The organism is bacterium, from assembly GCA_019695305.1.
Taxonomy (GTDB): Bacteria; UBA10199; UBA10199; order UBA10199; family JAIBAG01; genus JAIBAG01.
In genome coordinates this window covers 1-15,571 of record JAIBAG010000040.1, presented here as the reverse complement: position 1 = coordinate 15,571, position 15,571 = coordinate 1, and the positions used below count along the sequence as shown (strand labels likewise).

Sequence of the window (15,571 nt, the reverse complement as noted above, 5' to 3'; positions counted from 1 at the left end):
CCATCAAAATTGGTAATGATGAGCCGCTCATCGTAAGTAGCAACAAGCTGCTCGCGCCACTTAGACGGGATAGACGTACGACCCTTGGGGTCGATAATATGTTCAAAACGGCCTCTAAACATAAAAGTTGGATGACGATGAGGTGCTATACCACCTTATACCACTTCATGGGAGGTTAACCCATTTTTTAAATTTAAGTCAAGCTGTTAAGTAAAAGGGCCTAAATTAGATAAATAGGTTAAAAATAAAGAAATTTTTTGCCATATACGGGTGGTTTTGACGCCTTACCAAGCAGTGGATAAGTTTTGTTGGTATATACTAAATTATATAATAATTTCAATAACTTGTAACAAAAACCACTTATCCACAACCCACAGACGATCTAATTCTTTAATTTTTATAGTTATTTTAACAATTTTCCACCGCGTGTTTACTGTTTTGAGCTTTTAATTTTACTTGGGAATAAAGGGCTCATCTTTTATAGTGGTGTCATGAAAAAGATTTTTTCTAATAAAATAGTGCAAACCATTTTAATTATTTTAGCCCTCATTGTTTGGGGGGCCTTAAAAGTTTATCAGGCCGAATCGAGGGCTGCTCGTCGATATGACAAACAAATGAAAGAAGATATTAAGAATTCTATCGATGAATCTTTTAAAGATTTTAAATTAGCCCCACTTGGCGCAGATGGATCTCAATAGTTTACAACGTTGACAAAGCGTTAAAAAAAGCCGAAGAAGGGTAAAGTTTATCCATTTAACGAGGTTTATATGTTTCGTTTAGGTCCCTGGGAAATAGTTTTAATTGTTGCGGTGGTTATCATCATTTTTGGCCCCAAGCGTTTGCCGGAATTAGGTAAGGGTATTGGCCAATTTTTTAAGAATTTTAAAAACGGTATTTCGGGAAACGACGATAAAAACGATCAAAACCCGCCTAAAGCTTAAAATAATAGCTCCCGTAATTTTCAGTTTCTTTTCAGCGTCGCCATCTAAAGTTCACCCACGCCTGTTAGCTTTAGGTTCGTGATTAAGAGTTTTTTAAAGGCCCTTACGGCACTTTTGAAGCTTGTTTTTTACACAAGCCTTGCCCTCCTCGCTCTTTTTATTCAGCAAAAACGTTTTGGAAAAAATTTAGCAGTAGCTAACAATGTAGCTCAGCATTGGGCCAAAACCATGCTTAAAACCTATGGCATCCGTATCCATATAAAGGGACAAATTCCAGAAGGTAACAATATTATTGTTGCCAATCATCGCTCCTACATGGATATCCCGGTATTGCTCTCTTTTGTGCCGGCCACTTTTTTATCTAAACAAGAAATTGCTTCGTGGCCACTTATTGGTTGGGGCGCCCGTATGGCAGGTTGTATTTTTTTAAACCGCCATTCTAAACCCAGCCGCAAAAATGCACTCGCACAAATTGACGCACTCCAAAAAGAAGATATTCCTGTAATTCTTTTTCCAGAAGGCACCACCTGCCAAGCTCCACATTTTGAAGACTTTAGACCCGGCTCTTTCTATTTAGCCGCCAAAAAAAATTACACCATTGTTCCGGTGGCTATTGAATACGCCAATACAGAAGACGCTTGGATAGAAGACGCAAGCTTTCTTACACATTTTATCAAGCAAATGAGTAACCCCACGCGTGATATTTATATTTCGTTCGGAAAACCACTTACCGGAAAAGATGGCGGTGTTTTGAAAAACCAAGCACAACACTTTATTACCCGCGAAGCCCTCGCTATTTTTAAAAAAAACCAACAACAAGGGAGTATTTATGACAAAACAGTCCTACCATATCTCATACCTATACCGTCCGGGACTTAAATTATCGGCCGAGGAAGCTTGTACTCTTAATTCAGAATTAGCCTTGGTGGCCAAAGAATGTTTTGAAGAAATTCCAGATTACCAGTGTTTAAAAGAAAACAGCGATGCGCGCGACACACTAAAAGATAAAATTATTACTATTGCAAGAAGAGCCAACGGTAGCATGGCGGGATTTTGTTCGGCTGTCCTTCTCCCCGTTCCGGGAGTGGGGGATGTGCTTCACCTGGGACTCACCTGCACACATCCAGCCGACCGCCATGCTGGGCTCACTCACGAACTTACTTCCAAACTCATCATTAATTACTTGGTCCGTGGCTTTAAATTTAAAAAAATTTGGATCAGTAATGTGGCCTGTGTGCTCTCCAGCCTGGGCAATGTGGCCATGCATTTTGAAAATGTTTATCCCTCACCGCACGGTGTATACCGTTCCAACATTCACCAACATATTGCCCGCATAATTGACCAAGAACATAGAGACAAAGCCTACATTCAAAGCGAAGCCGTTTTTGATGCAGCACGGTTTGTTTTTAGAAAAAGTGTAAAAGGCACCGTGTTTCAAAAGGACGAAATGGATAAACGTTACTGGCATCGCAATCCCGAACTTAATAATTTTTACCGCTCTATTTTAAATTTTGACGACGGTGACGAAGCTTTACAAATTGGCCAAGTGGGCATTTTTACCCCGCTTAAATATTTTTGGAAAAAGAAAATCTCAAAAAAATTGGGCAATAAAACACCACGCCCCATGAAACCGGCCCTGCAAGGAAACTAATATGGAAAACACCTTACAACTTTTTTACGACACTACACCGCCCTTACCAGGCGTGTATTGGAATTTACTCCGCCGTCAATTTAAAAATTTTAACACAAAAGAAATGCCACTTTTAGATGGAGAAATTTTGTCTGTAAAAACAAATCCCATTAAACTAATTCGCTACCAGGAAGTGTGCGGCCTCACTAAAAGCCGTTACTTGCCTCTCCTCTATCCCAATATTTTAGCTTCGTCACTGCATGGGCAGCTGTTAACGCTACCTCTTTTTCCTTTTAATGCATTGGGTCTTATCCACACACACACAACTATCCATCAATACCGCCCCATTCATTACACCGAAACACTCAACATCACGGCTCATTTGGGCAATTATGTAGACAATGAAAAAGGAACTTTTTTTGACATTACTACTACTGTAGCCATCCGCCACGAAGTGGCTTGGCAAGGTATTGCACGTATTTTAGCCAAAAGAAAAAAATATACAAAAGTGCATAAGGACATCCTACAAAACTTTGAACATGAAACCATCGTCAAGGTTCCCGGTACAATTGGTCTTCAGTACGCCTTTGTATCGGGAGATTTTAATCCCATTCATTTAGCCAACCCCTTGGCCTGGATATTTGGTTTTAAACGCGCCATTGCGCATGGAAATTGGTTGTTGGCCAAATCGTTGGCCGCAATTTTTCCGAAAGCCAATAACCGTTCACTTATACTAGAAGCTTCTTTTAAAAAACCGGTGATGACGGGAAGTAATGTAAATTTAATGTGGGACCATGCTAAAAATTTTCTACTCCACCATAACAAAAAGCCGCATTTAATAGGAAAAGTGGAAGAAATTTAAAAAAGACCCGCAAGCGGTCCACCAGAAATAGCAAGGCTATCTACAAATTTTTCAGTAGCAGGATCATCCTGTAAAGCCGGAGCATGATGCGGTTTGATACGCGCATCAATGACCACAGGTCCGGTACATCCCCAGTGTTTGTTTTTAACAAAAGATCCAACGCCATACACATCGTGCGATGGATTAGAACGTGTAAAGGTTACCCATAAAAAATTATTCAAATTTTTAGACGTAAAATCGGCGTCATCCACAACTACAACAAGAGGCACTCCATCAGTATTTTGATTTTCTAAATGGTGACACAATGTTTCAATATCCCCTTTTCCCTCTACAGCTACAATACCCGGCAACACCATTTTAATTTTTCCAAAACCATCAGGGAGAGAGGATATTTTAACAACGGAGGCAAGATTGCGAATTTTTGGGCCCGCTACAGCCAGCACCAATTTAGAACCGTGATTTAAACTTTCACCCGAATAATCCAAAGTATCTATGGTAGTGGCCGTTTGAAAATGTAAATCGCGGGCGGGATGAAAACGCTCCAGAACATACGTTAAAAATTCATTCACATGATGCACGTTAAGAAATGGAGCATCACTCCCATCGGCTATAAAAAGATATTTGGCCAATGACAGTTGACCGTTCCCCAAAATGCTATTTGCCTGTGTTAAAATTTCCTGAGGTTCTATCGTAGGATTATAGGGTGTATAGCGCTCACTCCCAATAGCCAACAACAAAGGATGCACACCCGTTGCGTCTACAGCATGCACAGCCCGTACACCGGGAAGTACAGCGGGAATTACTTTACCTGTCAGTTCATGAATGAAGGCGCCAAAACTTGTGTCTTCCTGCGGAGGGCGACCCACTGTTGTAAACGGATAAATTGCGTCTTTTTTTGCAAAAACTTTTTTAACTCTCAGTACAGGAAAAGAATGCGTTAAACTGTAATAGCCCAAATGGTCTCCAAAGGGACCTTCTGGTTTTGTGCAATTAGGAATAACTTCACCCACAATACAAAAATCGGCTTCTGCATAAATGGGAAGAGTACTGTGTGAAGTAAGTGCCAGAGGAATACGATGACCGGCCAACACCCCCGCAAAGCTTACTTCGGGAATTCCTTCAGGCAGTGGCATAACGGCCGAAACAGTCATAGACGGAGCACCGCCAATAAAAATATTAACAGGAAAAGGTTTACCAGCAGCTATCGCTTCTTGTTGATGCACACCAATGCCACGATGCGTTTGATAATGGAGGCCAATTTCCTGATTGGGCAAATATTCGTTTCCGGAAAGTTGAATACGGTACATTCCCAAATTAGATTTTTGCCAGCCGGGGTTTTGTACAGATTCAGAATAAACCTGCGGTAATGTGATAAACGCACCACCATCCTTAGGCCAACTTACAAGTTGCGGGATATCACGAATAGAAATTTCTTGAGCAAAAACAGGGCCTGAACTTTTCTTTTTTGGAAGAGCATGAATAGCCTGAAACGGCAGTTTTAAAAAAGAAAATGGATTTTTAACAAGCTTGCCGGGATCAATTTTTAAATCCATCAGCTTTTTAACCACCGGAATAGTATCGCGAAATAAATATTCGGTGCGTTTTAAGGTGCCAAATAAATTACCCAACATGGGAAACTTGCTGCCGGTAACATTGGTAAATAAAAGCGCCGGCCCACCGGCAGCACACACACGGCGTTGAATGGCCCCAACTTGTAAACGCGGATCAACAGGTACGCTAATACGCTTTAACTCGCCAATTTTTTCCAAATCGGCAAGGCAAGACTGAAGGTTTTTGTAACCCATGAAGGCAATATGAAAAATTTAGGGGAGGATTGCAAGTTATCATCTCCCGTCCTCCCCTTTTTTATAAAGGGGAGGGGGAAAAGATACAAAAAATGAACTGCTTATTTATTAGCCGATTCGAAATACTTTTTGGATTTCTGCGTATCGGGCACCATGGTTTGTTTGCCAGGCGTCCAGTTAGCAGGACATACTTCGCCGGTTTTCTTTACGGTTTGGATGGCTTCTAATACGCGCAATACTTCATCTACATTGCGGCCAATGCCCAAATCGTGCACTAATTCGTAAGCTACGTTTCCATCGGGATCGATAATAAAAAGACCACGTAAGGTGATGCCGGCATCCAAAAGAACGCCGTAATCGGCACCAATTTTTTTATTGAGATCGGCTAAGAGCGGATATTCAATTTTTCCTAAACCGCCTTCTTTGCGAGGAGTATTGGTCCAAGCCAAGTGACTAAATTTGGAATCAACCGAGCAACCCAACACTTCGGCGCCTAATTTTTTAAAATCGGCAATACGGTCCGAAAAAGCAGTAATTTCGGTAGGACATACAAAGGTAAAATCGAGCGGGTAAAAATACAACACCACCCATTTTCCTTTATAGTCGGCTAATTTAATTTTTTTAAAATCGCCGCCAACAACGGCTTCGGTTTCAAATTCTGGGGCTTTCTTTTGTACTAAACTCATAAATATCCTCCTCAAATTTGACCCATTGCACTAGCTCTCAATTAGGCCAAACCGATTTCTCCCCAAAAGCATAAATGCCGGGGAACACATAGGTTATTAGCAATACAACAATGTTTGTATACGTAGTCTACTCCCCTCCCTACCGTCAAGCGCTTTTCCCCCACCCGTATCTTGTGCTTGACATTAACATAAAAGTTTCATATTTGATTTTGAAAGTTATTTTCAATATCAATCATAAGGACCGTTATGTTAAAAAAAATAATACTCTGTTTTTTGGTTATCATTCTTGCCGCCTGCAGTGGCACGGTTGACTCATCTCTAGAATCCCGGCTGCAATTTTTTGGCATTACAGCTTTGCAAGCGCCTCCTTCCCACTCCAACGAAAAAATTCTTTTAGGGCAAAAGCTTTTTTTTGATAAAGTTTTAAGCGGCAACCAAAATATTGCCTGCTCCACTTGCCACTCTCCCACGCATGCTACTACCGATGGACTCACTCTTTCTATTGGTACTGGCGGAACGGGCACTGGCCCTGAACGCGATTTGGGAACTGGCCATTTTATTGCTCGTAATGCCCAAGATTTATTTAATCGTGGTTTCCCCGAAGTGCACACCATGTTTACCGACATGCGTGTTTCGGGAACAGCCCTCGAAGGCTTTATCACACCGGCCGGTAACCAATTGCCTGAAAACCTCGAAAATGTTTTAGCGGCGCAAGCCCTCTTTCCCATAACCTCGCGGGATGAAATGCGCGGCACCGAAGGCGATAATGATTTGGCCAATTTTGACGATGACGATTTTACCGGCATTTGGCAGGCCATTTTAGAGCGCGTATTAGCTATTCCCGAATACCAAACCCTTTTATTAGAAGCTTACCCCAATAAATCTTTGGATGAACTCACCATTGCCGACCTCGCCAATGCCATTGCTGCTTTTGAAACTGATGCCTTTACTTTTATCAACAGTCCATTTGATGCCTACTTGGCTGGCAATAAAGAAGCGCTCAATTCCTCCGAAAAAAACGGCGCTCTTCTTTTTTATGGTAAAGCCAATTGTGTTACCTGCCATACGGGTAATTTGTTCTTTGACCAAGATGTAGATAACATCGACACCCCTCTTTTAGGTCCCGGTAAGGGAACTGAAGCACCTCTGGATACCGGAATTCAAAATGTGAGCGGCTTAGCAAGCGATCGCTTTGTATTTCGTTCTGCCCCCTTGCGCAATTTGGAATTAACAGCTCCTTACATGCACAATGGTGCCTATGCCACACTGGAAGCCGTTGTAGAGCACTATATTGATCCCCAAAAAGCACTCAAAAATTACGACCCCACTCAAATTGACGAAAGACTGCAGGACCAAGTACATAATACAGTAAACGATCAGGCCGATTTAAATAGAACTTTTAGCGAAGATTTACCGCGGCTTGTGTTAACAGATAACGAAAAAGCCGATTTGGTAGCATTTTTAAAATCGCTCACCGATCCAGCCGCACGTGATTTAAGTGATGTAGTACCAAGTAGCGTACCCAGTAATTTGTCTATTGATGAATAGAACGGGCCGCATGGAGGGCCACCCAATAACCTTGCGACACACATGCCTGAATTAAAAATCCGCCCGTGGGTGCGTCCCACGCCAGCATTTCACCGGCCACATACACATGGGGATATTTTTTAAGTTCCAAATTTTCGGTAACCTCGTCAAAACTTAAACCACCTGAGGATGAGATTGCCTCTTCCAAACCTCGTTGCGCGCATAATACTACAGGAAATTTTTTTACAAGTGCTGCTAGCGTATGAATATTTTCCATACTTTGAGACGGAGCATGATGGAATAAAAGCGCTAATACTGCAGGGGATAAATCCAAATATTTTTTAGCGCGTCGTAATGCCGATAAATTTTCTTTAGTCTTCTCCATTTTTTGAATTAATTTTTCAAGAGAGGTATCGGGTTTAAAATCAATAAAAACTGTTTCCGGTTTTTTAAGCCCATAAACCGGGGTTCCTTCTAGGCCATAACGGGTAATCATAAGTTCGCCAAAAACTTTCCCTTGCGATGAAGAAAGCGTCACATTTTTTAGCGGCAAGCCTTCGGCTTCGGCCAAAAATTTTTTGCTCCACGCCACATTAAAGCCTGCATTGGATGCCTCTATAGGCTCTATCCTTAATCCTTTTTTCTGCAATAAAGCAGGCCATGCCAATTGCTTTTTTCCCCAGCTTTGGCCACCCAAACACAAAATAAGCGCATCAAACTTTTTTTCTTCTAAGTTAGCAAAACTAACATGCACGCCTTGAGCTAACGATTTAAAATTAACAAGCTCATAATTGTAATAAAAACTCACATTTTTCTTTTTAAGAAAAGCTACCCAAGGCTTTAAAAGATATGGCGTGGTTAGCTTTTTTATAAAATACCGCCCTGTGGATCCTAAAAATGTTTCCACGCCCAAGTTATTGATAAATTCAATCCAGTGTTTTGATGAAAAGGCATCAAAAATAGTTTTAAAATGTTGCTTTGGCCCGTTGTAATATGAATAAAGAGGGGTGAGATTGCTTGAAATATTAAGTCCACTTTTACCGGCAATTAAAAGTTTTTTAGCGGTAGAACGGTTTTGTTCAAAAATAGAAACTTCAACATTATTTTGAGACAAAACCGAGGCCGCCATTAAAGCTGCCGGCCCCGATCCAATAATAGCTATAGAGCGCACACTCTTTCATACACAATCTGAATGAAGCATGCACTTGTTAAATAATAGCAAAGAAGTAATCAAAACACTTGAAGCGTTCATGAAGAAAAAGTTGATTATCCTTTTTAATTTCTACATACTCCAAACATGAACACAACCATCCGTCCCTCACAAATTATTAAAGAAAGCTTTGATGCACTTAAAGGCGCTTATTGGCCAATTGTTGGCATAACTGCAGTAGGTATTTTGGTTGCTAGCCTAGTACCCATGGCCATCCTCTATGGCCCCATGATGTGCGGCATTTATCTTATTTATTTAGACAAACTTGAAAACAAGCCCTTTATGCTGGCCGATATGTTCAATAAAGGGTTTCAGCATTTTGCAGAAGCCCTCATTGCCATATTAATTCAAATGGGCATTATTTTTGTTCCAGTTCTCTTTTTAATTATAATTGTAGCTGTTGCCGCTATCTTTTTTGGCAATCAACATTTGTCTCAAAAAAACGATCCTGCTTTTATTATTTTTATGATCATTTTTTATATAGGCGCTCTTCTTGTTATTTTTGCTGCTTCGGTTCCTTTTATTTTTGTTTACCCCCTCATTGCCGATAAAAAAATGAAGGCCTGGCCTGCCACAAAACTTTCGGCCAAAACAGCCATGGATCATTTGGGGGCTTTATTGGGTATGGAGCTTATTTTAGTCATCATGACCTTTGCAGGAGCTTTATGCTGCTATGTGGGCGTTTTCTTCGTATTGCCGGTTGCCTTTATGGCTAAAACTATTGCTTACAAAAAAATATTTAAGGATGCCGGGGCTATTAGTTCAATTTAACAGGAGACACAGGATTTTCTGCGATTTCTCACAATTTCTAGATTTCTAGACGCGCCTTACAGGCTTTTATCATTTAAATTCTGAGTATTTATTGTTCGTGGTTTTAAGGGGAATGTGGCCCTTTTTACTTCGTAAAAAGGACTACATTTTTCTAGGTTTCTATCACCGCCTTACAGGCTTTTATCATTTAAATTCTGAGTATTTATTGTTCGTGGTTTTAAGGGGAATGTGGCCCTTTTTACTTCGTAAAAAGGACTACATTTTTCTAGGTTTCTATCACCGCCTTACAGGCTTTTATCATTTAAATTCTGAGTATTTATTGTTCGTGGTTTTAAGGGGAATGTGGCCCTTTTTACTTCGTAAAAAGGACTACATTTTTCTAGGTTTCTATCACCGCCTTACAGGCGATGCTATAAACCAAGAAAAATGTGGGCAGGGAGGGAATCGAACCCCCGACACGAGGATTTTCAGTCCTCTGCTCTACCGACTGAGCTACCTGCCCTGGGAAAAATATTTAATAACAATGTGGACTCTGTTTATTAAATACATAGACACACATGAAGGCACTTTTTGCTTCGCAAAAAGTACACATATTTTCTAGGTTTCTAGCCACGCCTTACAGGCGCGCCTATAAACTAAGTAAATATGGGCGCTGTAGGACTTGAACCTACGACATCCGCCTTGTAAGGGCGGCGCTCTACCAGCTGAGCTAAGCGCCCGATAAACTTCGGGCTGTGAAGTTTTAATGTTTCGGGAAACATGGCGGGAGCGACGAGACTCGAACTCGCGACCTCCTGCGTGACAGGCAGGCGTTCTAACCAACTGAACTACGCCCCCGCCCTGCTTCCCTCACAATTTTATACAAAAATTGTTAGGGGGGGATATTTAGAGGTAAAATGGAATTTGGTCAAGCATAAACCCTGAGGGATTTTACCCCTCTTAATGATGGCTAATAACAGGCTCGGTTTTATCGGCTGCTAAGGGTATTTCTGCCTTTTTAGGAAAAATTTCCTCCATCACGATATTCACGTTTTTACGCGTAAAAATCTCGTTGGATTTGGTAATTTTAAGGGCATGCTTTAAAACTTCATCCAAGTGCTCTACAGGAATAATTTTTAAGGCGCTTAAAATCTTTTTGGGCACTTCTTTTAAATCCTTCACATTTTCCATAGGAATACACACTTTTTTAATACCTCCACGACTGGCAGCTAATAACTTTTCTTTTAAACCGCCAATAGGCAACACTTTGCCACGCAAGGTAATTTCACCCGTCATCGCTACATCTTTACGAACAGGAATAGATAATAAACCCGACACAATAGAAGTAGCCATGGTAATACCGGCCGAAGGCCCATCTTTAGGAATAGCTCCCTCCGGAACGTGGATGTGAATATCCACTTTTTGATAAAAATCACGATCTAAACCAAATTGTAACGCGCGTGAACGCACATAACTCATCGCCGCTTGCGCCGATTCTTGCATCACATCGCCCAATTTACCGGTAATAATAAGCTTTCCTTTACCAGGCAAAACAGTCACTTCGGTAGATAACAACTCACCACCTACTTCAGTCCAAGCCAAGCCCGTAGTAATACCCACCTCGTCTTTTTCTTCCTTTATGCCATAACGGAATTTAGGAACACCCAAGTATTTGGGCACAGCGTCACCGGTAATAATAGTTTTGTGCTTTGCTTCACCCTCAGCACGTTCGGCAATTTTTTTAGCAACTTTACGGCAAATAGTGCCAATTTCGCGTTCCAAATTACGGACACCCGCTTCTTTCGTATAACGGCGAATCACCATCTTTAAGGCCGAAACCGTAAAGGTGATATCTTCATCCTTTAAACCATTGGCTTCCATCTCTTTTTTAATGAGATATTTTTGCGCAATCGATAATTTTTCGTATTCGGTATAGCCAGCCAAACGAATAATTTCCATACGATCCTGCAAAGGCATAGGGATAGATTGCAAGGTATTGGCCGTAGTAATAAACATGATGTTTGACAAATCGTAATCCAAATCCAAATAGTGATCGTTAAAAGTACGATTCTGTTCTGGATCTAATACTTCTAAAAGAGCGGCCGAAGGATCGCCTCTAAAATCCATGCTCATCTTGTCTACTTCATCTAAAAGAAACACAGGATTTGCAGCTGCTGCTTTTTTAAGTGATTGAATAATTTTACCAGGCATCGCACCAATATAAGTACGACGATGACCACGAATTTCAGCTTCATCTCGTACACCGCCCAAAGAAAGACGTACAAAATTACGATTGGTAGAACGTGCAATAGAACGTGCCAACGACGTTTTACCAACACCCGGAGGACCCACTAAACAAAGGATGGGCCCTTTCATCTTGCCCACTAATTTGTTTACGGCAAGGTACTCAATGATGCGTTCTTTCACTTTTTCCAAACCATAATGATCTTCATCCAAAATTGTTTTGGCAAAATTCAAATCAAAATTTTCTTTAGTTGCTTCATCCCAAGGCAGCGCTAAAATCCAGTCTATGTAATTGCGAACCACCGTCGCTTCTGCCGACATAGGGCTCATCATTTTTAATTTTTTGAGCTCCTTTTTAACTTTCTCGTTGGCTTCTTCGCTCATCTGTTTCTTTTTTAGCTTTTCTTCCAGCTCCTGAATTTCGCTCTTAAACTCATCACGCTCGCCCAATTCTTTTTGAATAGCCTGCATCTGCTCGTTCAAATAATATTCTTTTTGGGTTTTCTCCATTTGCTTTTTCACGCGCGAACGGATTTTCTTTTCAACTTGCAAAATTTCAATTTCCGACTGCATAAGCCCATATAGCTTTTCTAAACGTTTTTGCGGTGATTCAATTTCTAAAATTTTCTGTTTATCGGGCAACTTTAAATGCAGGTGAGCCACAATGGTATCGGCCAAACGCGCAGGATCATCAATAACGGCAACCGATGCCAACATTTCGGGAGGAATTCTTTTGTTTAATTTAACATAGGTTTCAAACGTGGCTTTAAGCGAACGCATCAACGCTTCTATTTCAATATTCAAACTTTTATCTTCTTCAATTTCTTCCACCTCAACAGTAAACGTTTGATCAAAACTGATATAATGTAAAATTTTGGCGCGCTTCTTACCTTCTACCAACACCTTTACTGTACCATCGGGCAAGCGCAGCATTTGAATGATGGTTCCCAGTGTCCCTACTTTATAAATTTCATCGGGTTTAGGATCGTTGGTTTTGGCATTAACCTGGGCCACCAATAAAATATCCTTCTCCTTATTCATGGCCTCTTCCAGCGCATTAATAGATTTTTCGCGGCCTACAAAGAGAGGCACCACCATGTGGGGGAAAATAATGATGTCGCGAAGAGGAAGAAGAGGTACTTGTTTTGATACTTTGGGTTTTGTAAATTCGTCCATAAAAGATCCTTGGGATAAGAAAAGCGGAAAAATTTTCCTTATCCGGGCTTATATAATGATTAACGGTGGCTTTTGAGAACCGGAAGAGTGAAAAATGTGCCGCTTTTAGGTTTTTTAAAGAGCAACTAAACTGCGAACCGCAAAAAATAAGGGTTTTTTTAAAAAAACGATTAAAAAATTGAATTTTTCGCCCTTTTTTTCAAAAAAATCCTATTTCTCTATAGTAATGGAATCTGGGTTTGTGTCAAGGAAGGGATTACAAATTTGTAAAAAAATAATGATAATGCTTAAGCAACTAAGCCGATTCGGCTTTTTTGTTTTGATACACCACAATAGGCTGCTCTTTTTTACGCACGGTGTCTTCGTTGACCACCACTTCATCTACATTATCTTGAGACGGAACATCATACATAATATCGAGCATTAAATTTTCAAGAATAGAACGCAGTCCACGAGCGCCCGATTTCTTTTTAAGCGCTTCCTGAGCCACAGCTTCAAGCGCCCCATGAGTAAATTTAAGTTTTACTTTTTCAAACTCAAACAAACGTTGATATTGCTTAATGATGGCGTTTTTGGGCTTTGACAAAATATCAACCAATGCAGCCTCGTCTAATTCGGCTAATGTTGCAATAACCGGCAAACGGCCTACAAATTCGGGAATAAGACCAAATTTCAACAAATCTTCTGTTTCTACTTTTTCTAAAAATTCGCCCACCTTCTTTTCGCTTTTAAGCTTAATTTCCGAGCCAAAACCCATCGACTTTTTGTTCATGCGCTTTTCAATAATTTTATCCAAATCGGAAAACGCACCACCGCAAATAAACAAAATATTAGTAGTATCCACCTGAATAAAATCTTGCTGTGGGTGTTTACGCCCGCCCTTAGGAGGAATATTAGCTACCGTGCCTTCAATAATTTTTAATAATGCCTGCTGCACACCTTCACCCGATACATCGCGTGTAATAGACGGGTTTTCAGATTTACGCGAAATTTTGTCGATTTCGTCGATATACACAATACCTTTTTCGGCCTTAGTTTTGTCAAAATCGGCAGCTTGCAGCAGATTAAGAATAATATTTTCTACATCCTCACCCACATAACCCGCTTCGGTAAGTGTTGTGGCATCTACAATAGTAAAGGGTACATTGAGAATGCGCGCTAAGGTTTGAGCCAAAAGCGTTTTGCCCGAACCCGTGGGTCCAACCAGTAAGATATTTGATTTTTGCAGTTCAATGTCGCGTGGATTGGCTTTAGATTCGATACGCTTGTAATGATTATGAACAGCTACCGACAAAATCTTTTTGGCACGATCTTGCCCAATCACATATTCATCCAACACATCTTTAATTTCTTTGGGTTTAGGAACCGAGGTACGAACACGGAGGCGCTCTTGTTTAAGCGTTTCTTCAGCAATAATATCGTTACATAAATCGATACATTCGTCACAAATATAGACGGTAGGGCCCGCAATGAGCTTTTTTACCTCACGTTGCGATTTACCGCAAAATGAGCATGAAAGATTCATGGCATCCGACTTCATTTGACCCAAGTTGCTCTCCTTTAGCGGCGGACGCCGCCTCCTAACTACTTCGTTTTCTTGTCTTTTTCTTTACCGGTCCTGTATTGGACCACTTCATCTATTATTCCATACTCTTTTGCTTCGGGTCCAGACATAAAATAGTCCCGTTCGGTATCTTGCTCAATACGCTTTACCGTTTGCTTGGTATGACGCACTAAAATTTGATTTACTTCCTCACGAAGTCTAAGAATTTCGCGAGCTTGGATTTCAATATCGGTAGCCTGACCCTGAGAGCCTCCCGAAGGCTGATGAATCATGATACGCGAATGCGGAAGGGCAAAACGCTTGCCGGGAGCCCCGGCGGCTAAAAGAAGAGCCCCCATAGAAGCTGCCTGCCCCATACAAAAGGTGGCCACATCAGGCTTAATATACTGCATTGTGTCATAGATAGCGAGGCCGGCTGTGATAGAACCTCCGGGTGAATTAATATAGATATAAATATCTTTTTCAGGATCATCCGATTCTAAAAAGAGCAGTTGCGCAATCAACAGATTAGCCATCTGGTCGTGTACTTGGGAACCAATAAAAACGATGCGGTCTTTTAAGAGACGCGAATAAATATCGTACGCACGTTCTCCGCGGTGCGTGTTTTCAATAACCATGGGCACAAGCTCATTCACTGTCGGATGAATAATCATATTTACTCTTTCTTCAAATAGCGCCAAAGGCGCAGTGAGGGGGAGGCTCCATTCGGCTTTGCCGGTGGAGGGGGCGACGCTAGCCCCTACGTTAGACCATCTTAGCTTTGTCGATGATGAAATCAAGGGTTTTCTCCAAACCCAATTGAAATACGAGCTGTCCAATGAGATTGTTGTTACGATAATGTTCTTTTATTTGAGCGACCGGCATGCGGTACATCATGGAAAGTTGCTGAAAACGAGCTTCCAGATCTTTGGGATCCACTTTAATATTTTCTTTTTTGGCTATCGCTTCCAAAATAAAATCGGTTTTAAGACTTTTTTCCACATCTTCTTTGTTCTTTTTCGATTCTTCTACTTCACGATTTAACAAACCTTCGGGCACATCCACTTTATTTTTCTTTGCCAAATGTTCAAGCACGTCTTTGGCATAATCTTGCCTAAATTCACGTTCCTTCATTTTGGTTAACATGTCGGTAATTTCTTTTTTCACCTCATCCATAGAAGTTTTGCCCAAATCTTT

At 41.0% G+C, this 15,571-nt stretch carries 15 protein-coding genes and 3 tRNA genes; 7 read left to right on the top strand and 11 right to left on the bottom strand.

Annotated elements, in window-relative coordinates:
* A partial coding sequence (locus K1X76_12225; protein MBX7149828.1) for a cell division/cell wall cluster transcriptional repressor MraZ occupies positions 1–122 on the bottom strand: 122 nt, incomplete at its 3' end.
* Positions 123–491: 369 nt separating this feature from the next.
* Between K1X76_12225 and K1X76_12220 the strand changes: the two genes are divergently transcribed.
* The 5 genes from K1X76_12220 to K1X76_12200 all read left to right on the top strand — a co-directional run bounded on the left by K1X76_12220 (position 492) and on the right by K1X76_12200 (position 3,433).
* Entirely contained in the window at positions 492–698 is a 207-nt protein-coding gene (locus K1X76_12220; GenBank protein ID MBX7149827.1) for a hypothetical protein, read from the top strand.
* Between the two features lie 69 nt (positions 699–767).
* The gene (locus K1X76_12215; GenBank protein MBX7149826.1) at positions 768–941 is read left to right on the top strand and encodes a twin-arginine translocase TatA/TatE family subunit; all 174 of its coding nucleotides are present in this window, start codon (positions 768–770) and stop codon (positions 939–941) included.
* Between the two features lie 114 nt (positions 942–1,055).
* Positions 1,056–1,820, top strand: a complete 765-nt coding sequence (locus K1X76_12210) for a 1-acyl-sn-glycerol-3-phosphate acyltransferase (GenBank protein MBX7149825.1) — start codon at positions 1,056–1,058, stop codon at positions 1,818–1,820.
* Positions 1,771–2,592, top strand: a complete 822-nt coding sequence (locus tag K1X76_12205; GenBank protein MBX7149824.1) for a hypothetical protein — start codon at positions 1,771–1,773, stop codon at positions 2,590–2,592. The genes K1X76_12210 and K1X76_12205 overlap by 50 nt, the downstream gene beginning before the upstream one ends.
* A 1-nt stretch (position 2,593) precedes the next feature.
* Positions 2,594–3,433 (top strand): hypothetical protein, encoded by an 840-nt coding sequence (locus K1X76_12200; protein MBX7149823.1) that lies wholly within the window; start codon positions 2,594–2,596, stop codon positions 3,431–3,433.
* Here K1X76_12200 and K1X76_12195 read toward each other — a convergent pair.
* Together K1X76_12195 and K1X76_12190 are read right to left on the bottom strand one after the other, a co-directional pair.
* On the bottom strand, positions 3,430–5,238 hold the full coding sequence (locus K1X76_12195; protein MBX7149822.1) for a UbiD family decarboxylase: 1,809 nt from the start codon (positions 5,236–5,238) through the stop codon (positions 3,430–3,432). The genes K1X76_12200 and K1X76_12195 overlap by 4 nt on opposite strands.
* Positions 5,239–5,339: 101 nt before the next feature.
* Positions 5,340–5,924 carry a peroxiredoxin gene (locus K1X76_12190; GenBank protein ID MBX7149821.1) on the bottom strand — a complete coding sequence of 195 codons (585 nt, stop codon included), beginning with the start codon at positions 5,922–5,924 and terminating at the stop codon, positions 5,340–5,342.
* Between the two features lie 246 nt (positions 5,925–6,170).
* Here K1X76_12190 and K1X76_12185 point away from each other — a divergent pair, with 246 nt between their 5' ends.
* Positions 6,171–7,472: a hypothetical protein gene (locus K1X76_12185; GenBank protein ID MBX7149820.1), complete on the top strand. Its 1,302-nt coding sequence runs from the start codon at positions 6,171–6,173 to the stop codon at positions 7,470–7,472.
* Here K1X76_12185 and K1X76_12180 read toward each other — a convergent pair.
* Positions 7,459–8,622 carry an NAD(P)/FAD-dependent oxidoreductase gene (locus K1X76_12180; GenBank protein ID MBX7149819.1) on the bottom strand — a complete coding sequence of 388 codons (1,164 nt, stop codon included), beginning with the start codon at positions 8,620–8,622 and terminating at the stop codon, positions 7,459–7,461. The two genes, K1X76_12185 and K1X76_12180, sit on opposite strands and share 14 nt — an antisense overlap.
* Before the next feature lie 126 nt (positions 8,623–8,748).
* Between K1X76_12180 and K1X76_12175 the strand changes: the two genes are divergently transcribed.
* Entirely contained in the window at positions 8,749–9,432 is a 684-nt protein-coding gene (locus K1X76_12175; GenBank protein ID MBX7149818.1) for a hypothetical protein, read from the top strand.
* Positions 9,433–9,861: 429 nt separating this feature from the next.
* Here K1X76_12175 and K1X76_12170 read toward each other — a convergent pair.
* The 7 genes from K1X76_12170 to K1X76_12140 form a co-directional block, all read right to left on the bottom strand.
* Positions 9,862–9,934 (bottom strand) — tRNA-Phe (locus K1X76_12170).
* Positions 9,935–10,078: 144 nt separating this feature from the next.
* Positions 10,079–10,151: transfer RNA gene (locus K1X76_12165), tRNA-Val, on the bottom strand.
* Positions 10,152–10,192: 41 nt separating this feature from the next.
* A tRNA-Asp gene (locus K1X76_12160) sits at positions 10,193–10,269 on the bottom strand.
* Positions 10,270–10,371: 102 nt separating this feature from the next.
* Positions 10,372–12,831: an endopeptidase La gene (gene lon / locus K1X76_12155; protein MBX7149817.1), complete on the bottom strand. Its 2,460-nt coding sequence runs from the start codon at positions 12,829–12,831 to the stop codon at positions 10,372–10,374.
* A gap of 295 nt (positions 12,832–13,126) precedes the next feature.
* The gene (gene clpX, locus K1X76_12150; GenBank protein MBX7149816.1) at positions 13,127–14,371 is read right to left on the bottom strand and encodes an ATP-dependent Clp protease ATP-binding subunit ClpX; all 1,245 of its coding nucleotides are present in this window, start codon (positions 14,369–14,371) and stop codon (positions 13,127–13,129) included.
* A gap of 44 nt (positions 14,372–14,415) precedes the next feature.
* Positions 14,416–15,048 (bottom strand): ATP-dependent Clp endopeptidase proteolytic subunit ClpP, encoded by a 633-nt coding sequence (clpP, locus tag K1X76_12145; protein ID MBX7149815.1) that lies wholly within the window; start codon positions 15,046–15,048, stop codon positions 14,416–14,418.
* Between the two features lie 91 nt (positions 15,049–15,139).
* Positions 15,140–15,571: hypothetical protein (locus tag K1X76_12140; protein MBX7149814.1), on the bottom strand; the 432-nt coding region annotated here is incomplete at its 5' end.